The 20,958-nt window shown below is 44.6% G+C and carries 20 protein-coding genes, 1 tRNA gene and 1 pseudogene; 4 read left to right on the forward strand and 18 right to left on the reverse strand.

Annotated elements, in window-relative coordinates; translation table 11 throughout:
- Nucleotides 1-124: 124 nt before the first annotated feature.
- The gene (gene cysN, locus C1H71_RS08375) at nt 125-1,561 is read left to right on the forward strand and encodes a sulfate adenylyltransferase subunit CysN (RefSeq protein ID WP_130106145.1); all 1,437 of its coding nucleotides are present in this window, start codon (nt 125-127) and stop codon (nt 1,559-1,561) included.
- A 200-nt stretch (nt 1,562-1,761) separates the two neighbouring features.
- On the opposite strand, the gene C1H71_RS21795 is transcribed toward cysN, so the two are convergent.
- The 6 genes from C1H71_RS21795 to C1H71_RS08405 form a co-directional block, all read right to left on the reverse strand.
- Nucleotides 1,762-2,460, reverse strand: coding sequence for a pilin (locus C1H71_RS21795; RefSeq protein WP_308418305.1), 699 nt, complete (start codon nt 2,458-2,460; stop codon nt 1,762-1,764).
- Nucleotides 2,461-2,547: 87 nt separating this feature from the next.
- Nucleotides 2,548-2,973 (reverse strand): pilin, encoded by a 426-nt coding sequence (locus tag C1H71_RS08385; RefSeq protein ID WP_130106146.1) that lies wholly within the window; start codon nt 2,971-2,973, stop codon nt 2,548-2,550.
- Nucleotides 2,974-3,166: 193 nt separating this feature from the next.
- Nucleotides 3,167-4,789, reverse strand: coding sequence for a tetratricopeptide repeat protein (locus C1H71_RS08390; protein WP_130106147.1), 1,623 nt, complete (start codon nt 4,787-4,789; stop codon nt 3,167-3,169).
- A 41-nt stretch (nt 4,790-4,830) separates the two neighbouring features.
- A complete protein-coding gene (locus C1H71_RS08395) occupies nt 4,831-8,217 on the reverse strand; it encodes a fused MFS/spermidine synthase (RefSeq protein ID WP_130106148.1) in 3,387 nt (1,128 codons plus the stop codon).
- Entirely contained in the window at nt 8,214-8,483 is a 270-nt protein-coding gene (locus tag C1H71_RS08400; RefSeq protein ID WP_130106149.1) for a hypothetical protein, read from the reverse strand. The genes C1H71_RS08395 and C1H71_RS08400 overlap by 4 nt, the downstream gene beginning before the upstream one ends.
- A 104-nt stretch (nt 8,484-8,587) precedes the next feature.
- Nucleotides 8,588-9,001 carry a pilin gene (locus C1H71_RS08405; protein WP_130106150.1) on the reverse strand — a complete coding sequence of 138 codons (414 nt, stop codon included), beginning with the start codon at nt 8,999-9,001 and terminating at the stop codon, nt 8,588-8,590.
- A gap of 174 nt (nt 9,002-9,175) precedes the next feature.
- On the opposite strand from C1H71_RS08405, the gene C1H71_RS08410 reads away from it, so the two are divergent.
- Nucleotides 9,176-9,251: transfer RNA gene (locus tag C1H71_RS08410), tRNA-Thr, on the forward strand.
- Nucleotides 9,252-9,439: 188 nt separating this feature from the next.
- On the opposite strand, the gene C1H71_RS08415 is transcribed toward C1H71_RS08410, so the two are convergent.
- From C1H71_RS08415 to C1H71_RS08425, 3 genes are read right to left on the reverse strand one after another with little or no spacing between them, the layout of a single operon-like run.
- The gene (locus tag C1H71_RS08415) at nt 9,440-10,042 is read right to left on the reverse strand and encodes a Maf family protein (RefSeq protein ID WP_130106151.1); all 603 of its coding nucleotides are present in this window, start codon (nt 10,040-10,042) and stop codon (nt 9,440-9,442) included.
- Between the two features lie 2 nt (nt 10,043-10,044).
- Nucleotides 10,045-10,515: a 23S rRNA (pseudouridine(1915)-N(3))-methyltransferase RlmH gene (gene rlmH, locus C1H71_RS08420; protein ID WP_130106152.1), complete on the reverse strand. Its 471-nt coding sequence runs from the start codon at nt 10,513-10,515 to the stop codon at nt 10,045-10,047.
- A complete protein-coding gene (locus tag C1H71_RS08425) occupies nt 10,512-12,059 on the reverse strand; it encodes an EAL domain-containing protein (RefSeq protein WP_130106153.1) in 1,548 nt (515 codons plus the stop codon). Before C1H71_RS08425 ends, rlmH begins: the two co-directional genes overlap by 4 nt.
- Before the next feature lie 69 nt (nt 12,060-12,128).
- Between C1H71_RS08425 and C1H71_RS08430 the strand changes: the two genes are divergently transcribed.
- Entirely contained in the window at nt 12,129-12,803 is a 675-nt protein-coding gene (locus tag C1H71_RS08430; RefSeq protein ID WP_130106154.1) for a TIGR01621 family pseudouridine synthase, read from the forward strand.
- Between the two features lie 36 nt (nt 12,804-12,839).
- Here the strand turns inward: C1H71_RS08430 and C1H71_RS08435 are convergent, their stop codons facing one another.
- Nucleotides 12,840-13,607, reverse strand: coding sequence for a LytR/AlgR family response regulator transcription factor (locus C1H71_RS08435; RefSeq protein ID WP_130106155.1), 768 nt, complete (start codon nt 13,605-13,607; stop codon nt 12,840-12,842).
- The gene (locus C1H71_RS08440) at nt 13,576-14,619 is read right to left on the reverse strand and encodes a sensor histidine kinase (RefSeq protein ID WP_130106156.1); all 1,044 of its coding nucleotides are present in this window, start codon (nt 14,617-14,619) and stop codon (nt 13,576-13,578) included. The genes C1H71_RS08435 and C1H71_RS08440 overlap by 32 nt, the downstream gene beginning before the upstream one ends.
- Nucleotides 14,620-14,725: 106 nt before the next feature.
- Between C1H71_RS08440 and C1H71_RS08445 the strand changes: the two are divergent.
- A pseudogene (locus C1H71_RS08445) lies at nt 14,726-15,832 on the forward strand (YifB family Mg chelatase-like AAA ATPase); the annotation flags it as partial.
- A 140-nt stretch (nt 15,833-15,972) separates the two neighbouring features.
- Here the strand turns inward: C1H71_RS08445 and C1H71_RS08450 are convergent.
- The 7 genes from C1H71_RS08450 to C1H71_RS08475 form a co-directional block, all read right to left on the reverse strand.
- Entirely contained in the window at nt 15,973-17,118 is a 1,146-nt protein-coding gene (locus C1H71_RS08450; RefSeq protein ID WP_130106158.1) for a tyrosine-type recombinase/integrase, read from the reverse strand.
- Nucleotides 17,111-17,350: a DUF4224 domain-containing protein gene (locus C1H71_RS08455; protein ID WP_130106159.1), complete on the reverse strand. Its 240-nt coding sequence runs from the start codon at nt 17,348-17,350 to the stop codon at nt 17,111-17,113. Before C1H71_RS08455 ends, C1H71_RS08450 begins: the two co-directional genes overlap by 8 nt.
- Before the next feature lie 161 nt (nt 17,351-17,511).
- Nucleotides 17,512-17,751, reverse strand: a complete 240-nt coding sequence (locus C1H71_RS08460) for a hypothetical protein (RefSeq protein ID WP_130106160.1) — start codon at nt 17,749-17,751, stop codon at nt 17,512-17,514.
- 86 nt (nt 17,752-17,837) lie between these two features.
- Nucleotides 17,838-19,748, reverse strand: coding sequence for a replication endonuclease (locus C1H71_RS08465; protein WP_188053677.1), 1,911 nt, complete (start codon nt 19,746-19,748; stop codon nt 17,838-17,840).
- Entirely contained in the window at nt 19,745-20,203 is a 459-nt protein-coding gene (locus C1H71_RS08470; protein WP_130106162.1) for a hypothetical protein, read from the reverse strand. The genes C1H71_RS08465 and C1H71_RS08470 overlap by 4 nt, the downstream gene beginning before the upstream one ends.
- An 81-nt stretch (nt 20,204-20,284) precedes the next feature.
- Nucleotides 20,285-20,536, reverse strand: a complete 252-nt coding sequence (locus tag C1H71_RS22110) for a PaaD-like zinc ribbon domain-containing protein (protein ID WP_445351654.1) — start codon at nt 20,534-20,536, stop codon at nt 20,285-20,287.
- Nucleotides 20,537-20,646: 110 nt separating this feature from the next.
- A complete protein-coding gene (locus C1H71_RS08475; protein ID WP_130106163.1) occupies nt 20,647-20,928 on the reverse strand; it encodes a hypothetical protein in 282 nt (93 codons plus the stop codon).
- Nucleotides 20,929-20,958: the final 30 nt, after the last annotated feature.

The raw sequence follows: 20,958 nt of genomic DNA on the forward strand, positions 1-20,958 counted from the left end.
GTAGGGATTGGAGAGTGGGGAGTAGACAAGGGAAAGATTTTACTCCCGACTCCCCTCCCCCGACTCCCAATAGTCCAACACCTATCCGCATGTCCTTGATACTTCCTACTACTGGAATATAAACATGTCACACCAATCTGATCTGATCGCCAGCGATATCGAAGCCTATTTAAAGCAACACGAAAACAAAGATCTGCTGCGTTTTATTACCTGTGGCAATGTGGACGACGGTAAATCCACCTTGATTGGCCGCCTACTACACGATTCAAAACTGATTTTTGAAGACCAGCTCGCCGCCATTCAAAAAGACAGCAAAAAATACAACACCACCGATCAAGAAATCGACCTAGCCCTGCTGGTAGATGGCTTGCAAGCTGAGCGCGAGCAAGGCATTACCATCGACGTGGCTTACCGCTACTTCAGCACCGATAAGCGCAAATTTATCATCGCTGATTGCCCCGGCCACGAGCAATACACCCGCAATATGGCCACCGGTGCCTCCACCTGTGATCTAGCCGTCATCCTGATCGACGCGCGTTATGGCGTGCAAACCCAGACCCGCCGTCACAGCTATATCGTCAGCCTGCTGGGCATTAAGCACGTGATTATCGCCGTGAATAAAATGGATTTAGTCGGCTTTAGCGAACAGCGCTTTAATGAAATCCGCGCCGAATATCTAACACTGGCTAAATCCTTAAATATCGCCGACATCCAATTTGTGCCGATTTCTGCACTGCGCGGCGATAATGTGGTGACACCAAGCGAGCAAGCGCCTTGGTATAGCGGCCTCACCTTTATGCAGCACCTAGAAGCCGTGCAAATCAATCGCGATAGCCGCCTAGAATCCTTCCGCCTGCCGGTGCAATACGTTAACCGCCCTAACCTCGATTTCCGTGGTTTTTGCGGCACCATCGCCGCTGGCCGCGTCTTCCCCAGTGATGAAATCATCGCCCTGCCCTCAGGCAAAACCGCCAAAGTTAAAGCGATTGTTACTTTTGAGGGCGAGCTAGCAACCGCCTTTGCCGGCCAAGCCATCACGCTGACTTTAGATCGGGAAATCGACATCAGCCGTGGCGATATGATCGTCAAAACCAGCGACGTCCCTCCGCAAATCGGCCAGTCTTTTGACGCGCATCTGGTGTGGATGAACGAAGTGCCACTCACCGTGGGCAAAGAATACGGCTTTAAACTTGCGGGCAAAAACATCTTCGGCCGAGTCGCCCAAATCGCCCACCGTGTGGATGTAAACAGCATGGAGCATGTGAGCGCTAACGAGCTAAAACTCAATGAAATCGGCCTCTGCCGCATCATCCTCAATGCCCCCGTCGTCTTCGACACCTACGCAGATTGCAAAGGCACCGGCAGCTTTATCATCATCGATCGCCTAAGCAACGCCACTGCAGGCGCAGGCATGATAGAACAAGCCGCAGCTCATTCTGTGAGCGACGAGCAAGATGAATTAGCCAAATGGCGTGCTTTTGAAGTGGATTTAAATACACTGGTACGCAAACACTTCCCAGAATGGGGCGCGCGGGATGTGAGGGAGATTTTTAAGGGGTGATGGTGGGGGTTTGTAGAGTGCCAATAAGCAAAGCGCATTGCACCCTGTACACCATCATTAACCCACCAAAAACAAAAACCCCGTATCCATGTTAGATACGGGGCTTAGAGGGCATCGCTCGGCAGCGATGGTGCAATGGGCCTTCGCTTATTGACCCCTAAAAAACCATACACCTTATGGCCTTACAACTGATTAACACCTCACACCTGTTTACACGTTTTCGGCGCTAAATCCTCGAAACCCGCCACAATGCCTGTCGTCACACAAGTCCACTCACCACCAACAGCACGCGTCCATGTAATCTTTGCCGCAGAAATTTTCCCTGGCGCATTAGCCATTAAGCATGAAATAAATACAATACCTGTATTCGCAACTTCTGCAGTGATTGTGCAATTATGGGTAGTCGCTGCTAAGCCAATAGCTGCTGCATTTGTAATGATTTCACCGTTATTCAACTTTACTTCTACTACTTTTTTTCCCGTTGTAACTTCAGCCAAGCCCGCTGTCATCTTTGCTTTCACTTGATAATTCGCATATGAGGGAATCGCTATTGCAGACAAAATACCGATAATTGCCACAGTAATCATCAATTCAATCAGAGAAAAACCTTTTTGCATGTTTTTCATATTGCACTCCAACAACTTTTTGTGGAAAAGCTGGGGGAAAATATCAGCACGCAAATAATGTATAGTCATATATTTTGCTTGAATTTTTTCAGAAAAAAGATCTAAGTAACCTCTGCGCAAATACATTTTTCGCAAACTAAACCAACGTAAACCATTAATTTTATTGTATTTCCATTCGATATTTTTGATTCGTGTAGAGGTTCCATAAGCTAAAAACAAAAAATCATTTCTCAATTTGCATATTAGAGAGCAATAAGAAATAGCAAATACCATAATAAAAAACCCCGTGCCCATTATAGAGACGGGGTCTATATATAGCATCAGTAAGCAGAGCCAACTGTGCCATAACCACTTAACAACTTATAACTGCTTGCATGTTTTAGGTGCTAAGTCCTCAGAGCCCGACACAATCCCTGTCGTTGCACAAGTCCATTCACCACCAGCAACGCGACTCCATGTAATGACAGCAGCAGAAATTTTCTCTGGAGCATTACGTATAGTGCATGAAATAGTTGCAATACCCGTAGTAGCACCTTCTGCAGCAATTGCACAATTACTAGTAGAGGTTGCTAAACCAATAGCAGCAGCATCAGCAACAGCCTCACCATTGTTCAACCTTTCTTCCATTGCTGTTTTTGCTGGACTAACTTCAGCTAACCCAGCAGCCATTTTTGCTTTAGCTTGGTAATTTGCATACGAAGGAATCGCTACAGCAGCCAAGATACCGATAATCGCCACAACAATCATCAGTTCGATCAGGGTGAAACCCTTTTGCATATTTTTCATATTTTTCTCCCACAATCATTAAGAAGCACCGCCCCTGCTGCGCTTTACTTATGATTTTTGTGTGTCGCAGAGTATAAGCAATAGGCGTGCCAGCTTTTACGTCAGCTTGGGCAAGAAGCTTATTTCTTTTGCCTGACGCGGCCCATTCATGACAAATAGATAGCAACGATGGTTAGTCTTACTGATATGCAATCTAACGCTTAGCGCAGGCTTCTGCTAAACCCATATTGCAAGCGATAGCGTAGTTTTGCTTAGCTTGATCTTGTTGCCCCATCAGCTCAAAAATATGTGCACGGCCTAAATAGGGCCTGAAGTAGTTGGGTTTTAGACGGATCGATTGATTGAAGTCATTGATTGCTTGTTGATAATCCTGCAGCTCTAAATATGCCGCACCTCTATCATTGTAAACAAAGTTATATTGAGGCCAAATTTCCAAAGCTTTATTAAAATCCTCAATAGCGAGTTTATACTGCTTTTGCTGCAAATAAGCCAAGCCTCTATTATGATAAACACGCTCCACGCCAGGTCTATTTTCTTTTCCCTCCACTAATCTAGCGGCATCGTCCCATAATAATAAAGGATGAGAAAAACTAATCAGCCTTTGCAAAGTTAAAGGCACCATCATGATTGAAATAATACATAACAATCCAATCGCTTTTTTCGAAGATATTTTTTGAATTACAAATGGCAATGCGCAGGTAAAAAAAACCATCCAAATATAGCTACGATAAATAACAAATGACTCTTGAATTCTTACCGTAGTTATTTCAGTTAAAAACAACAACCATGGGCATATTAATGCAAACCCTAGTAATGCGAACAGATCATTTTTTTTAATCAACCAAACCGAAAAAATAGGATATACAAGAAAAGAGATGGCCCCAACCAATTGTGGGAATAATAAAACACGGGTAGCAAATGTTTCATACATGTCTATAGACATCCACATAGAAGAAGGGATAATCCATAGTAGTAAGTATTTAAAGAACAATCCCATTTGCGTATATACGGAGTAGAAATAGGCTTGTTTTATGCTAAAGGATGGATCGATCAATTGCAAACGGCTTAATAACTCTGAAGCACCGCTTTCATAAGGGTTCCCATATAAATTTATGCTTTTTATTTGAATAACCACATATATCGCAATGAAAAAGCATAATAGGAAATATGGCCAGCAATATTTAAATATTTGTTTTATATCTTTGACTAATAAGAAGGCTGCAAAAAAAGCAAGCGCAGGCAGCATAATAGCATGCTCTTTGCACAGCACCGACATACCATATAAAAACACTGCAAAAAACAACAATTTTTTATTTTTAGTATGAATACTTTCAACAAAAGAGAACATCATCGCAATCGCAAAAAAAGTAGCCATAAGCATACTTCTTTGCGAAATGTAATTAACAGAATATACAGAGGCGGGGTGCAACATAAACAAAAAAGCGGCGAAAAATGCGGTGTTTCTTAAAGATAACGCAATGCTATCTTCTTTAATGCATATTGGAAATAAATAATTCAATAAAAAATAAAGAAAAATTCCATTAGCCGCATGGATAAGATTATTACCAAAGTGAAGCCAAATAACATCGCTTCCAAATAGTGCTTTTGTCCACTCAAAAGTAGCATAGGGCAACCATCGAATTGATAAGTCAAATATTTTAAAAAATTGAGAATGCTCTACACCATCAAAAAAATATAGATCATCAAAAACGATAGGATTCCATCTAAAATTAAAATAGACTATAAAGGGAATAAACAACAACAATGTAACATGTAAAATTACTAATTTATTTTTTTTAAAAAAAATATTGTTCATTACCGCCCCAATAATATTAATTATCCTGATTATTAATAAAACTACTTTGCTGAAAACTTTTTTATCATTTCAAGATTACTCGCTAATGATTTAGCGCCATCTAAAACATTACCTTTAGGCGTTTCATATTCCAGATAAAGATTATCATCGGTGCTAACCCATGCCTCTGGATCTCCACTTGATACTTTTAGTAAAAATCGATCAAGGCTCTCGGGCTCTAAGAGTATTTTTTGTAACAGCTCATTAACGGGGCGATCATAAATTTTTAACACTTCTTTTAATCCAGATGTATTACTAATTAAATCAGCATACCTTTGCTCAGGGCGGCGATCATAATCATTTGTTGCCACGATGATTCCCTGTCCTCCAATTTCATATAACCAGACATATTTAAACTCGCTGCGCACTGAAGCCAAAACACTTAATAAGTCATTGAGCTTCGTATGGTGTAATTGCACCCACTGCTGTAAAACCCCATCAAGTTTCAACTTTCTTTTAGCCAGAGCATAAAACTCTTGATTATATAAAGAAGCTGCACCGGCAAACCAAATTGAAGTAATTTCAAGTCCAATCAGATCATAAGATTTATCAGTAAGTAATAAATAATTTCTACCATCAGTAATATAGGTAGCAATACCTTTTTTTTCAGTGACACGCTGATTAATCGTAAAAAAATGCTGATTTGCAAGCCTTACAATATCTGAACTTAGATCAACGATATCTAAATTTTTAAAGCCTGTCTCATTTAATACGCGGCTGGTTGCTCCTGTTCCATAGCCTATAACCAAAGCACGCTCTCTTGCATCAGTATGTAAAAGGGGAGCAAGAGCAAAGCCAGTTTGAGCTTGCATCTCACCTTTTAGTGCATTATTTCCTTGAAACTTACCATTAGTTAGTAATATTTTTACACTATGCTCTTTATTAAAGATAACCGTAGTTAAACCACCATCAATACTTTCTGCGTAATCTATAACCTTACCTTCATTCTGCGGCGCGAAATATACATTGGCTCCAGAGGCTAAAGCAGAGTAGTCAAATGATTTGGGTTGGATATAAAAAATACCCAGCACCAAAACCATCAAAGCTATATTAATAAAATGTACTCGCCTTTTTAAACACAGCATTAAGCCAAGCATAAAAGCCACAGCGGCCAGTATTTGAATTGAATACAGCACGCCAAAAGCTGGCAGCATAATAAAGCTGGCACACAGTACACCGATAATATTGCCGCTGGTATTCAAAGCATTAGCCAGGCCCAAAGCTCGCACAGGATTTTTAGGAAAAGCACTGGCCACCTGGGCCATAGCCACTGGATAAATAGCACCAATAATTAACGCAGGGGGAAACATAGCGCAAAAACAAACTAAGCCACGAATAAACTCTCTTGCCCCAAATTCTTTTGCAGATGGGTAATTGGCAAAGCTGGCAAAATAAGCCGGCATACTCTCCCAATTAAAAATTCCCAACAATATTACAGCCGCAAGGCTAAATTCAAGAATAGCTAATAGATTATGCTGCTTTATCCATGGCTTAATTAAAATAGAACCAGCGGCCAAACCTAATAAAAAAGTAAATAACATTAAAGAAAAAGCATAGGTGCTATTTCCTGCCACGACCGCTAGTAAAAACATATATTTAACTTCAAGCGCAAGGGTAATCATCCCGCCTAAAAATAACACAATTAGCGCTTCCACCCCTGCATAGCTAGAAATTGGAGCCCTCTGAATACCGAAGTCAATCTCCTGTTCGATTGGCCCATTATTCTTTTTAAATATTTGTAAAGCCATAAAAGCAACAGCGAAATTAATAGCGGCAGCAATGGCAGTACTCAAGGTAATACCCATAGCAGGAAGAATATAATACCCTGCCAGCAAGGCACCCAATGCGGCGCCAATCGTATTAGCGGCATAAAGATTAGCAACCGCCATATTAATTTGCCCACGTTTTTCACGACAATATGCCAGTAGTAATGGCATGGTTGCGCCCATTAGCAGTGTAGGCGGCAGTAATAATATGCAGCCCAGTGCTAATCTATAAAATATCAAAACGCTGGCATCTGGCGGTAATCCGGTTGCTAAATGCAGATAAATTTCCTGAATAAACTTGAATAAAAATGGGGTAATGATGCAATAAACGCCAATCAGCATTTCACATGCAATATATGCCATTAATGGGCGCTTGGGGTTAAACATGCCGCCTAGCGCAGCGCCTAATGTCATCCCCCCCATATAGGTAGCCAGTACAGTGTATGTGGCAATACTGCTACTGCCAAAAATTAATGCTAGTTCTTTTGAAAAAACCACTTCATAAATCAACCCTGAAAAACCAGATAATATAAACATAAAATAAACTGGTTTTAAATTGCTATTTATCTTATCGGCTTTAACAGATATTTCAATCGCAGCAGGTGAATTAAACCATTCTTCCTGAGCCTTAGCCATTTTTCGATAATAGACAGTAGAGAAAACCAGGCTAAATAATACGGCACTCCATGATAACCATGGTAAACCAATAAATACCTCTATACCAATTCGCAACGCCACAACCCATGCCAGCCATAAAGCTGTTCCAACTAAAATACACTGCCAACGCGCAGTATGATTAAGTGGTAATCCGCGTAGAAAAATCCCTTGCAGTGCATAGGTAAATGGAACCGCAACAATTAAATCAATTAAGTAATGTTCACCCAGACTTAATGTTGCTAAAGCAGTTAATATTGTTATTACTAAAAAAAACTTGGTTTGCAACTTTCCTTTCATTAACATGGCATTCAGCCACATAGCAAATGCCCAGCCAAAATGCATAGAAGGGAACGCATTACGTGGATAAGTCGCTGGATTAACAAGCGGAACGTCCATAATATCTGTTAACGTAGGCATATTATTTGGGAATAAATTACCAAATATATATTTAGGCCCTGTTGCGGGTAAAAGCAGATAGGAAAATAAGCAAACAATAAACATGGAGCTGAACCAGAACAATAAAAGATAAATCTTAGCAGGCTCTTTTGATTGCATTTGCTGGACATATTGCAGGCCCATTCCTAGAGGCAGCATTAGATAAATTGGTTTTATAACCCAGTTTAAAAATAATGGATAATCCTGCACTAAACTACTTAAAATTGCACTAGCAGAAAAGCCTAAGCTACCATCAAACTGATAAAGAATTGCATCATAGACAAGCGGGCTTAATGCACTGGTAATCGATACCACTCCAAATCCGTAAATAGAGACAATGGAAAGTAAAAAAATTAGAAAACATTTTTCTCTTGCGTGTTGCCTAGATAAAACAGATTCCCCGGTAAAGCTTCTGTAAATAAGAAAGAAAAAAGAAAGTAAACCTTGGGTAAATACAATAATTGTGGTGTTTTGATCTGCATTTTTTATGAAGTCAGGCGTAAATATCATTAAGGCAAGTAAGCAGATCAAGCCACTCCCCCCCAAATGCACCTACCTAGTTTTTCATTTTTAGTGCATAAAACCATCACACTAGCAAAGCTTAGTATTGAAGATAAGGTGGGTAATTTAAAAAAACTAAGCACAAGCGAGTTAAGTGAATACTCAATCAAACCTATTGAAAATAAAAACACTTTTAAAAACAAACCAAACATTGTAATGCCAAAAGCAATTTTTACTTCCCGACTGAGCATGGATGATTTTATCTCAATAAAATTTTTTTTTACCATATCAGTCATGATGTTTTCCTTTATTGATTTAATCATTTTAGTAAATCATTGGAAATTTACTGCAAAAAAAAAAGGCCAACTTTATAAGTTAGCCTTTTTTATTCAGTTTTTTATTATTTGCAGTACTTAGCAGCTAAACAATTACCTGATTGTGCCCAAGTAATTGCCGTACCTTCAGCATTCAAAGAAGGAGTTAAAATAAAAGTATATCCACCTGCTGCGGCTGTTCCAGAAAAATTAATCACGCCATTAGTAACAGTACCACCAGTAGCCAAACCAGTAGTAGCAACAGTGGGAGTTGCAGGAATACCCTGAGTGCCTGCATTACATCCGGCAAAGGTATTCAAATCAGATTGGCATAATGCAACAGCTTGTTTGTAAGAATCAGAAATACTTAATACTTCAGAGTACTTCGCTTTCTTGGTGTAATCCTGATAAGACGGAATAGCTACAGCAGCTAAGATACCAATAATAGCCACAACAATCATCAGTTCGATCAGGGTAAAACCCTTTTGTATGTTTTTCATCTCTTGCTCCTAAGTCTTTAATTCAAAAGCTTTTTTCCCTGAGCATTATTTAGCGCTGTCTTTGCATCGCTTGGATATGACATAGCAATATCAATGCCTAGCTATGCCACTTTTACTGCAAAGCTGATTAACGGCAGATTTTTTAACGAAGCTGCCATATACTTGATTAATGATGCCGTTGTAGCTCAGTTGGTAGAGCAACTGACCCGTAATCAGTAGATCGGGTGTTCGATTCACCCCAACGGCACCACTTCTTTAAAATAAAAAAAGACCCTCTTGGGTCTTTTTTATTGTGGCGACTAGCTGCAATGTGACGAAAATGGTCAGGTAGCGCCCAATTTTGACATCAGGTAGACCATTTATTCTAAATGTCATACTGTAAGCACAATCTGAGCAAGCTTAAAGTTAGTCTAGTTTTTAGCTAAAAATTAAAGATTTTTAAGACAAAGCCGCTAATAAACCTAGTCCATGACGAGCGAGTAGGGTGGCCGTATCGTGTAATGGCAAACCCATTACGCCGCTATAGCTGCCTTGCAGGTTTGAAATAAACAGTCCTGCCGTGCCTTGAATGCCGTAGCTGCCTGCTTTATCCATAGGCTCGCCACTAGTAACATAGGCGGCGATTTGGGCGGGGCTCAGTGCCATGAAGGTAACAGTACTAACCGACAGCAAAACTTCTATGCCGGTAGCAGTGCGTAAACCCAAACTAGTAAACACTTCGTGGCTGCGGCCAGATAGCTGCTCTAGCATGGCAGTGGCATCCATGACATCAATCGGCTTACCCAAAATTTGCCCATCCAGCACCACGGTCGTATCAGCCGCCAAAACGGGGAGGGGGGCTAAACCTTGCTCTAACATGACTTGCCAACCGGCCTCGGCTTTTAGCTCGGCTAGACGAAGCACATAATCCTTGGCACTTTCATTAATCAAAGGCGTTTCGTCGATAGGGGCAGAGATGCGCTCAAACAGCACGCCAATCTGCGCCAGCAATTCTTTGCGACGCGGGCTGCCAGAGGCAAGGTAGAGTTGGATATTAGGCATTATTATTCGCGGTGATAAGGGTGATTATTGATGATGGATACGGCGCGATACAGCTGCTCGGCCAAAATCACTCGCACCATGCCATGGGGTAGGGTCATGGCGGAGAGCTGTAATAGTTGATCGGCACGCTTTTTAACACTTGGATCTAGGCCATCGGTACCACCGATGATAAATACCGTTTCACGGCCATCGATTTGCCAAGATTTCATTTTGCTCGCCAGCTGCATGGTGGTCCAGTTGGCACCGTGCTCGTCCAGAGCCATCACGCGGGCATCTTGAGGAATAGCGGCTAAGATGCGCTCAGCTTCGTCCACCATAACCTGCTGCGCTGTTTTGCCGCTACCACGTTTATCCGGCTTTAGCTCTAATAGCTGCAGCGGAAAATCGCGCGGCATGCGTTTGGAAAATTCTTTATAACCAGCATCTATCCAATCTGGCATTTTATGCCCAACAGCGATTAGGGTGAGTTTCATACGGCATCTGGCAAAGGGTCGGAGCTTAGCGGTTTAAAGGGTGTAGTGGTAGATGGTTGCAAGAATTTACACAAATCATCAAAGGGCATGGCTTTGGCGTAAAGCCAACCTTGACCCCATTCAACCCCCATTTCTTTGAGTATTTCGGCCTGATCGCTCGTTTCGATTCCTTCTGCCACCACCTCTAAGCCAAGATCTTTGGCCATCTGCACAATATGCGAAGCTACATGGTGCGTAGCAGCGCCACTACCTAGTGCTTGTACAAAACTCTTGTCGATTTTTAATAAATCAACCGGCAGATGATGCAGATAGCTCAGGCTGGAATAACCCGTACCAAAATCATCAATCAAAATAAGATGCCCAGCCTCGCGCAAGAGGCTAATCGTATTGATCGCGCTTTGACCCAGCACGAAACTACGCTCGGTAATTTCTAGCTCGATCCGGCTAGGTGCAATCTGGTATTTTCTACAAAGTACGGCCAAGTTTTCTACGAATAAGGGCGAGGCTAAATCTGCGCCAGCTAAATTAACCGAAACCGATATATCCAAATGGCTCAGCTTGGCTAAATCTGTAATTACTGTTTCTAGTACAAACTGCGTTAACAGGTTGATTTGGCCGTTTTCTTCGGCATAGCCAATAAAAAGATCAGGGCTAATTTTTGAGCCATTTTGCCGCTGCCAGCGCAGTAGCGCCTCAGCACAGCACACTTTTCCATTAGCCAGTGCAACCATAGGTTGGTAATGCACCACAAACTCACCCAGTTGCAGGCCTTCGATAATTTCCAGCCCCATTGTAAAACTGCGCCGAGTAAGCCAAACAATAATGCCAATGAGTAGGACGCAAACAATAAAACCTAGTGGTAGCCAATCTTTAAAGTAACCTAACCAAGCACGCTGCAGCTCTTTAGGGGGCAAGTAGGCGGTGATTACATAATGTGGATTGCTCAAACTCACTTTGGACTGCTGCAACCATGAGTTATCGTGTGCCGGCGTACCCTTTGTTTTCGCCAAAACTCGATTATTCAGCACGGCTTCGATACAAAGTTCGCGCTTTTTAACTGGCAAAATATCTACTAAATATTGTGAATTCAAGACCGCATAATGTGGGCCTGATCCATATAAAACAGAGGGTCTAAATAAATCCCCTTTAAACGCAAACCAAAGCGAAGGCCCCGAGATAGTTTGCTGATCTCGTGGGGGCAAAGAATAAACTACGCGGCTAGACTGCGAGCACTGCACTTGTTGATTCGGCGCATACAACACATCGCGTACAAACAGCTCTTTAAAAATAAAAATACTGAGCTGCCGTTGATGAGCTTCACTACAGTCCTTTAGATCTGAGCGGTCTAATTTATCCAAAATATTGCCGCTCACCGTAAATGCACGATCACTACGCAGCATGGCTTGCTCTGCCACATCCTTCAGATAAGTCTGTAGCTCTTCTTTTGCCTGCTCCCTAGCTAGCCAAGCAGCAAACATCGTCACCACCACACAGGCAAGAATCGAGATTAGAATGGCTTGCCAGAATAGTTTTTTTTTGAGCATATATTTCTGCTGACGCCCTATATTGTTGCTATCTCAACAACCTTACACCAAATTAGAATATGCTTATATATGAGTAACTTTGTTGTTTATGACCACCCTGACTTTTTAGTGGCGATTAAGCCCGCTGGCTTATCTTTTCATAAAGAAGAGAATGAACTGGGCTTTGTTGAGGTATTACGCCAAACGCTAGGCGAAATGCCACTTTGGCCCGTGCATCGACTCGATAAACTCACCTCTGGTTTACTACTTTTTGCCAAAAATGCTGAAGCGGCTAGCTACTTTGGAGCCGCCTTTGCCGAGCATCGTATTAATAAATATTACCTAGCCATCTCTGACAAAAAGCCATCCAAAAAACAAGGTTGGATCAAAGGTGCAATGGAAAAAGGCAGGGGAGGCTCTTGGCGCTTAAGTCGTGACGGTAAGTTAAAAGCGGCCACACAATTTTTTAGTTACGGAGATATGCTTTACGGCCAACGATTGTTTGTGCTTAGGCCACTCAGTGGTCGCACTCATCAATTACGCGTTGCCCTGAAAAGTTTGGGCAGCCCTATTTTGGGCGATGAGCGCTATGGCGGTACACCTGCAGATCGTGGCTATCTACATGCCTGGGGTTTAGATTTTGATTATCAAGGAGAGCAGCAGCGAATTTTACTGGCTCCAGAATCAGGATCTGCCTTTCAAGGGCTAGAAGCGCTGCTCGCTACCATCGATTCGCCTTGGGATTTACCTTGGCCAAGTAAGTGACTCCAGCGCATAGGGAACACGCAGCAACCCGTGTTTTTAACGACCTTCGCTTTCTAATTTTTTAAGCTCTTTAATTACATGCTGCTGCCTACGGCTTACCGCCAAGCGCTCTGGCAAATCACGCAAAATCACTTGCCAGTGCGCTTCGCTTCCACCGATAGCTGATTTTTCAAAGCCAGACATCATACCGCGCGCCACCAAGCAATTACGGTGTATGCGTATAAAGTGATTACCAAACTCTTCTTCTAATCGGGTAAGAGAGTCTTCCAGCAAATACTCACGATCCCGTGTGCGTAGCGTGATGTATTTTTGCTCGGCTTTAAGGTAATAAGCATCAGAAACAGGGATCAAGTGCACTCGACCCCGTTCTGTAACACTAAAATGGCTGCGAGCATGGCTAGCTGGCTCAGCTTGAACTCGAGCAGAACGCATATCCTGCACCCGCTTCAAAGCAGAAAGTAGCCGATCCTTACGGATGGGCTTTAATAAGTAATCCACGGCGCGTACTTCAAAGGCGGCCACACCATACTCTTCAAATGCGGTAGCAAAAATCACCGCAGGAGGGTGCGAGAAATGGCTTAGCTCTCGCGCCAGCTCAATACCGCTCATTTGTGGCATTTGAATATCCACAATCACCGCATCAGCGTCTGCTTCTGCCAGCGCGGCAAGGGCCGCCATACCACTGGTAGCCGTACCCACTACATCGTGCGGACATTCATCAGCAACATCAGCCAACACATCTTGTAACCTGCGTAAGGCAGGGATTTCGTCATCAACAAGGAAAAGGCGCAATGGTGTTCCCATGGGGAATCTCCCGGTAAGGCAAGACAATATGTATTTGATAATAGTCGTTATTCGCGTAAGTGCTTAAATTGGCTTCGGCATCAAAGTGAAGCAATAAGCGCTGACGGATATTCTCCAGCGCCATGCCATTGCCTCGATGCTGGCTTACCGTACCTACGGGTGGTAACGCGTTTTTAATCACTAAATGCACGTGCGTGTCTTTCTGATAAATCCGAATCTGAACGGGGCTTGGTTCCAATATAGGTTCTACGCCGTAATAAATTGCATTTTCTAACAAGGGCTGCAATAGCAAGGGGGGTAGGGCAGCCATTAAAGGGGCATCGCTAATATCCCATTCCACCTTCAACCTATCCCCTAAACGCACTGCTTCAATGTTTAAATAACGCCGAGCAATCTCTAGCTCGCACTTCAAACTAGCCAGCTGCTGCTTATCCACCATGACCACTCTGAATAAATCAGCCAAGTCTTCTAAAACCTGCTCTGCTCGCCGTGGCTCACGACGAATCAAGGACAAGACCGCATTCAAACTATTAAAAAAGAAATGTGGTCGAATCCTTGCTTGCAGCGCCGCCAATCTCGCCTCCGTTAGCCTTGGCGATAAAGACTTCCAGCGTAAACGCATGTAAAGCATCAAAGACACTACCAATATCATGGTAAACAGCAGCGCAGGAAGCAAGCCGGTCTGCGGTAGTAATAGTGAAGTTAATATTTTTCGTTGCGCATACACCAGCAACATCGCCAGTACACTAACGAGGACAATGCCAACTCGAAAAGAAAGTGGCTTTAAAAATGGTGAAGCTAAGGCCAAGCCTAATAAAGTGCCTAAAAGTGGCAGCTCCACCCACATCGCTGCCTCACCTAGCCTTAACGGCCATTCTTCCCAGCGTGATAAGCCCAATAATACGTAAGCCAGCATCCCCAAATGCACTACGACTAAAATTCGCAAAATAACGCCAAAATTACGAAAATCTGGCAGGGGAACGGGCTCTTCGCTTAATTGCTCTAGCAGCATATGGTTTATCCATTTGATACATCTACGATGTAAACGCTGATGATCTGTCTCAGAAACAAATGAAAACAGAGCCTACACTATAAGAATCTTATTACAGGCTTGCTGAATGTCACTCGCCATTGTCCATAGCCGCGCCATGATTGGCATTGAAGCGAGTGCCGTGCTGGTAGAAATCCACTTGGCTAACGGCTTACCGGCTTTTAACTTGGTTGGTTTACCCGATTTAGAGGTCAAAGAAAGCCGTGAACGGGTTCGAGCCGCCCTAGCCGTGTGTGGTTTTGAATTTCCTAACCAACGCATTACGGTCAATTTGGCCCCTGCCGATTTACCTAAATCATCTGGGCTTTTCGACTTACCCATAGCCATAGGTATTTTAGCAGCGAGTGGTCAGCTTCCTTTGGAGCAGCTTAATCATTTTGAGTTCGCCGGCGAGTTAGGGCTATCAGGTGAATTACGCTCTATTCGAGGTGCACTAGGTATGGCTTGGGCAGCACAAGCAGCAAATAGAACGCTCATTTTACCCGCTGCCAGCGCAGCAGAAGCCGCCCTACTCAGCAGTGCTAGCGTGCTTTCCGCAACGCATCTGATGCAAGTTTGCCGCCATTTACTAGGTAGTGATCTACTCCCCATTGCCCAACCACTGGCAATAGACGCACAACCGGCCATGCTAGATTTAAGCGAGGTAAAAGGGCAGCAACAGGCCAAACGCGCACTAGAAATTGCCGCCGCAGGTAGGCACAGCCTGCTGCTCATTGGCCCACCGGGCACAGGGAAATCCATGCTGGCACAGCGCTTGCCTAGCCTACTTCCCGATATGAGCGAGCTGGAGGCGCTAGAAGCCGCCAGAATTCAATCTCTAGGCAAAGAGCGTTTAGACGCTAGCCGCTTTGGAGTCCGCGCTTACCGAGCCCCCCATCACACCGCATCGGCAGTGGCTTTAGTGGGCGGGGGCAGTGTACCCCAACCAGGCGAAATCTCCTTAGCCCACCATGGCGTGTTGTTTCTAGATGAATTACCCGAGTTTGATCGCAAAGTTTTAGAAGTTTTACGTGAGCCACTAGAAAGCCAAAAAATTCATATTGCGCGCGCCGCGCATTCAACCATCTTCCCTGCCGATTTCCAGCTAATCGCCGCGATGAATCCCTGCCCATGTGGCTTTTTGGGCCACCCTAAAAAAGCCTGCCGCTGCACTCCCGATCAAGTTGCACGATACCTATGATCGGGCTATAAAGTTAATTCTTTTAAAAACAAGGAGTTATTTTTATACGACTCCTTGTTTTTAAAATAGTTTTAGAACAAGTTCTAAAATAATCTGAAATAGTAGGCTTTAAATCTTGTTTTTCTACCCCCTATTTAATTATGTTTTTCATCTGTTTTTCTTGGCAGTTTCATCACTACTTCGCTTACAGGGGTCTCTCTTAGCTTGATATAACCTTTCGTCATTTCTTCGCCTGTATGTGCTCCACCGATACTGATTTGCTTCACCGTGTAACCGTCACGCTTTGCATCGGTCATGGCTTTGGCACGTAAGTCTTTAAGAGTTGCATCTGTTACGCCCGCTCTTTGTGCCGCTCGTCTCCATGCCGAAGCCATTCCACCTGTGGAGTACGGTTTTAAATCATAGGTATGAATAACATAGTCAGATTTTTGACTCCGCTCTGGATAAGCTTTTTTTGCTCGCTCTAAAACATCCTGTACGACTGGACTCATTGGAACGAGTACTTTGGCGCCGCTGCTTTTCTCTGTCTTAGTTGGGGTAAAGAGGATTCCTTTGTCTGTAATTTGATCCCAGCGCAGTAAGCGGATTTCCGTTGTTCTTTGGTAAAGTAAAAAGCAAAGGTCTACATAGCATTGCACCATCTTGCCATTGCGGGTTTCTAAGCCATCTTGGCCAAGTAATAATGCATCTTTGATGGTATTAAATTCATCATCGGTAATGTAGCGTGATCTTTTTTTGGGTTTTGCTACTGTAATTTCTCTACATGGATTATCAGCACGATAGCCTTTTCTGCATGTCCATTTAAAAAAGTCAGAAAGCCTTGATTGATAAATTTGGGCCATTCGTTGCCCCTCCCATTGATCGACGAAAGTTGCGATATCGACGGGAAGTACATCTACTAAATCAAAAGTTTTAAATGCTTGCTCGATCGTATTGAAAACACTTTTAAAATTCTTGTTCGCTGTTTGATGCATTCGTAATCTTGGCGGGTCTTTAGGGGCCTCTTGCTCTCTTTTTTTGAAAAAAGAAGAAGAGTACTTTTTAAAATGAGAGATGAAATCACCTTCTTCATCTTGCTGTGTATTGTGCTTAATGACTCGCTGAGCGAGTTCTCTTGCGCTGGCTTCTCCATCTGCAACAAGGCAAAGGCTATGCCATTGCCTTGCTTTGCCATCGATGGGGCTGATGGTGTAATCAGCGGTAAATAAATAATATCTTTTTCTTTTGATATAAATTCGGCTGTTGGTTAAGCCGCGATTAGTTGTGCGATGCCTAGCCATGTTTAGCCCTTAAGGCAACCTGTGGGCGCTTGGTTTCTGCTGGGACGATGGAGAGCAGGCCATAGCGTTTTTTTAATAGCTCATCATAAATTGCTTTATTGATGATTGGCCCTTGAGAATCGCAAGTGAGGTCAACAAAGAGGTGTTGCTTGAACCACTTTATTTGGGCGCTTTTTTGCTGCTTGCCGGTGAGTTCAATTAAATCGCCTTGGTTTATTCTTAAGCTTTGCATGCTTTTGGCTCCGGTATTGGCCCTACGAATTCAAAACCCGCAATGCCATAAGTTAATCTTTTAGGGTTGGCGATATAAAAAATCTGCCAGCTTTGTGTTGGGGTAGCGCGCCACCAGTAGTGGCCACTCTCGGTTAGTTCAGATATCCGCTTTATTTCCATTTATCTGCCTGCAATGCGCTGGGCTTTTTGCTTCGTGGCGTTATGCCCTTGCCAGTCCTTGGCGCACTCCTCGCAGCAGAACACCGCATCATTGACGGCGACCGCGCTGCACCAGCGGCATTCCCCGCTTGGCAGAGGGGTTTTATCTTTGCTTAGCTTTGCATTGGCGTAGTGGGCTGCGATGGCATTGCAGCGCATCAGCTCGGATACAGCGCTGGCTTGGTCTATTTTGTCGCTCATGGTTCAGATTCCTGTTTAGATCAATGAATGATTAAGCTGCATACGTCGGGCTGACGCGGCAGGCGTAGCAGGGCCTTGGTCGTGCTTTAATTTTTATTTTTGGCGTCGAGATAAGCCTGCGCACCATACTTCTGGGCGTTTAATCTGGCCCGTTCGCTTAGATTCGGTGGGGCTTCTTCTCTTTTTATGCCTTTATCATTTAATGATTGATTCAAGGTGCAGGAAACAGTTAATGCCACATGTCCTAGGGTCGAAGGCTTCGCCCTCTCCCGACGCTTACGCTTCGCTTCAGCGGCAAAGGCCACCCCTAAAAACACCGCCTCTTGTTTTTGCTTCTGGGCGCGTTTCATTTCGGCCACTTCGTGTTGGCTGTATTCGATATGGGATACGCCCTTAAATGGGCCTTTTTGGGCGGGGCAAGTTTTGCCTAGGCGTGCTTTGCTTTTGGCTCCCCATTGCACTGTCCAACCTTCTTTGTGAGTGAGCACTTGGCCACGCTTGCTCTTTACGCCGCAAATCACCGCAACCACTTCGCCATAGCCGTTGATTTGCTCGCGCTTTACCAGTTCCAGCGGGTCGTTTTCCATTGCAACCATATAGGCTCTAAAGTCGCCCTTGTCGGCGGCATCCCATGCGCTGCCCAAGATACGGGTAGGGCAAACGATCTGGCCATCAAGGTGTAAGTCGCGTAAAGCGGTGAGCGGGGCTAGTACATCGGCGCGGCCTGATCTCATGGCCTTCATGGCTTCGGTAATGCAGGGCTGTAAATTGCCGTCGATTAACCCTTTCGCGGCTTCGACAATGGCCGGCTCTTTATCTAGCGCAATGAGTTTTTCTAATAGGGTTTCAGCGTCTTTGCGCACGCGGCGGGATTCGCGGTAAGGCGTAACCGGCGCGGTGCCAAACATCTGGAACTGACGACGGCCTAAAATACGCGCCCAGACCGTGGCACGCTGCGCGCCGCTGATGGCATCCATACCCGCTTCGGTATCGCCGTCCACTTTGTAGCCGTCAATATTTTTAGCGATGTAGGCGATGGCATAGGCCACAGCGGCATAAACCATATCTTGGCCTTTGCGTGGCTTGATGGGGTCTATTTTTACGCGGACTGTTTGAGCGTTTTTTTCATTGGGTTCGGCTTGCAGAAACTTATCGCGGATGATCTTCAGGGCTTCGCTGGCGTTTTGCGGCTTCACAAAAAAGATTAAGTGCCAGTGCGGGGTGCCGTCTTTGTGCGGCTCTAAAGTGCGCAGCCCCATAAAATCAATTTCGGCTTTGCTAAATTGGGTGCGGCATTGCGCCCAGCACTTAGTCAAATAGCTGGCGGTTTGTTGCTGGCTGTAGCCATTCCATTTTTTATTGAGGATCAGCTTTAAGTGCGGTTTTTCGCCAACGCTGGTACAGCGGTGGTAGCAGCCTGGCGCAGTCAGCGTGATGGCGTAAGCGCGGTAGCCCAGTTCTTGCGCCCGTTCGGCCATGCCCTTGGTACGGACAATCAACTCGGTGCGCTTATTCTTGCCGTTGGCCATACTGCCTGCCAGTACATCGGCCATATCGATCACTTCGCCATCGGGCGAAATAGCCACCGCTTCGGCCATCGCCACCGCGCCTTGTTGGGCACGGATGACCATTCGTTCTAAATTCCACGGGCTAACATAAGCCTGATCTTTACCCATGCCGATACCGTAGGAATAGGCGCGGGCTTCGGCGGCGCGGATAGCGAGCGTGCGCAAGCGCTTACTCCACCACTTATCTGACTTGATCCGTGCGACCAGCTCCAGCACATAACGGCGCTGGGACGGTTTCATTTTCTTGTATTCAAGGTGCTTTACACCGTGCTCGGGTAGTACGATCCAGCCACGAGCCACCACCATTTCTAGTAATTCCAGCGGCGCTTCGATATTTGAGCAACGCACAGCAAATTCTTTGGCCTTGGCGCGACACTCGGTATCTGTGGCGGTTTCCAGCCATGCTTGTAAATTGAATTTTGGAATCATTGCGCGGTCGCCTTGGCATACCATGCGTTTTGCAGCGTGGTTTCGCCTTCTGCTATCAAGCACCCCAGCAAGCCGCGCATCTGTTTAAGCTTGGCGGATTCACGGGCTAAATCAAATTGATGAAGGCGGGCCATGCGGGCATGGATCGCGGCATCGGCTTTTTGTGCCCATGCTAATAAATCGGTCAGCTCTTGGTTTTCTGCTTGATTCAATACCGGCAAAGGCTTGCGCTGTGGTTTCAGTGTGCCGAGAACTTCTTCGCCGTCGTCGGCATAGATAAAGGCAGGGCGTTCTTGTTTTACTTCTGGCAAAGGCATGGGCGGGGCGTTTCTGACCATCGCTAGAGCAAGGCTTCGCGCATCAACACTGACATCAGTGACCACACAGCGCTTAGGTTCTAAAGCGCTGACAGGTAGATCAATCCTTGTTTGTAACTGCTTTGCGAGAGCGACCATGTTTTATCCAGACGTGACAAAGCCCCTACGGCTGTTAAACAGGCGCGGGGAGGCTTCAGAATGTGGGGTTTTAGTGCTGCTTTAGAGTGCGAGGGGGAGCTGGTCTTTATGAAACTTTGGATCGTTGGAGGGTCTAAACTCTGTCCATTTAAAGACTTCTAGATCTTCTACAAAATTTGGAATATGTGAGCGGCTAAACTGAATAGTGACCTCAAACCTAGCTGAGCACTCTCGGCATCTTACAGCCGCCGCTACTGAGGTTGGGGATGTACGGTGGCTGTCTCGTGTATTGGTTTTAGAATTACAGTATGGGCAAAAGATTTCTACGGCCATGATGATTACTCCAAAGCTAACAAAAATTACAAAACCTAAAGGCAGAGCCACAAACGACTACCATTCGTCGGGTAAAGCGCTTATATTTCTCTACGAAACTTAATCGCGCATTAAGCGACAGCGGCTTGTTCTATCTCGATAAGATCAATGTCTTCTAAGTCTTTAAGCTCTTCTGCTGGGATTTCAACCCCACGAAAAGCCAAACCTTCTAAGATCAATATTCGGCACATAGAAGCAACAGACCTTGATTCTTGCTTTGCAATTGAACCCACAACGGGGTGCTCAATTGTTGTTAATCGTAAATTGATGCCTCGGCGGCTGAGTAGGCCGCGCGGCGCTCTGGGCATGCTTTGATCGCCTGAATCGTTTTCTTCCATTGTTTGCGCTACCATTAAGGCTGTTTAGAGTGACATTAAGAGACT

The sequence above is a fragment of the Iodobacter fluviatilis genome (assembly GCF_004194535.1).
GTDB lineage: Bacteria > Pseudomonadota > Gammaproteobacteria > Burkholderiales > Chitinibacteraceae > Iodobacter > Iodobacter fluviatilis_A.

Coding starts and splice junctions, on each gene's coding strand:
- cysN (WP_130106145.1), top strand. CDS start 125: ATGTCACACCAATCTGATCTGATCGCCAGCGATATCGAAGCCTATTTA.
- C1H71_RS21795 (WP_308418305.1), bottom strand. CDS start 2,460: ATGGTATTTGCTATTTCTTATTGCTCTCTAATATGCAAATTGAGAAAT.
- C1H71_RS08385 (WP_130106146.1), bottom strand. CDS start 2,973: ATGAAAAATATGCAAAAGGGTTTCACCCTGATCGAACTGATGATTGTT.
- C1H71_RS08390 (WP_130106147.1), bottom strand. CDS start 4,789: ATGAACAATATTTTTTTTAAAAAAAATAAATTAGTAATTTTACATGTT.
- C1H71_RS08400 (WP_130106149.1), bottom strand. CDS start 8,483: ATGACTGATATGGTAAAAAAAAATTTTATTGAGATAAAATCATCCATG.
- C1H71_RS08405 (WP_130106150.1), bottom strand. CDS start 9,001: ATGAAAAACATACAAAAGGGTTTTACCCTGATCGAACTGATGATTGTT.
- C1H71_RS08415 (WP_130106151.1), bottom strand. CDS start 10,042: ATGCCTAATATCCAACTCTACCTTGCCTCTGGCAGCCCGCGTCGCAAA.
- rlmH (WP_130106152.1), bottom strand. CDS start 10,515: ATGAAACTCACCCTAATCGCTGTTGGGCATAAAATGCCAGATTGGATA.
- C1H71_RS08425 (WP_130106153.1), bottom strand. CDS start 12,059: ATGCTCAAAAAAAAACTATTCTGGCAAGCCATTCTAATCTCGATTCTT.
- C1H71_RS08430 (WP_130106154.1), top strand. CDS start 12,129: ATGAGTAACTTTGTTGTTTATGACCACCCTGACTTTTTAGTGGCGATT.
- C1H71_RS08435 (WP_130106155.1), bottom strand. CDS start 13,607: ATGGGAACACCATTGCGCCTTTTCCTTGTTGATGACGAAATCCCTGCC.
- C1H71_RS08440 (WP_130106156.1), bottom strand. CDS start 14,619: ATGCTGCTAGAGCAATTAAGCGAAGAGCCCGTTCCCCTGCCAGATTTT.
- C1H71_RS08450 (WP_130106158.1), bottom strand. CDS start 17,118: ATGGCTAGGCATCGCACAACTAATCGCGGCTTAACCAACAGCCGAATT.
- C1H71_RS08455 (WP_130106159.1), bottom strand. CDS start 17,350: ATGCAAAGCTTAAGAATAAACCAAGGCGATTTAATTGAACTCACCGGC.
- C1H71_RS08460 (WP_130106160.1), bottom strand. CDS start 17,751: ATGAGCGACAAAATAGACCAAGCCAGCGCTGTATCCGAGCTGATGCGC.
- C1H71_RS08465 (WP_188053677.1), bottom strand. CDS start 19,748: ATGATTCCAAAATTCAATTTACAAGCATGGCTGGAAACCGCCACAGAT.
- C1H71_RS08470 (WP_130106162.1), bottom strand. CDS start 20,203: ATGGTCGCTCTCGCAAAGCAGTTACAAACAAGGATTGATCTACCTGTC.
- C1H71_RS22110 (WP_445351654.1), bottom strand. CDS start 20,536: ATGGCCGTAGAAATCTTTTGCCCATACTGTAATTCTAAAACCAATACA.
- C1H71_RS08475 (WP_130106163.1), bottom strand. CDS start 20,928: ATGGTAGCGCAAACAATGGAAGAAAACGATTCAGGCGATCAAAGCATG.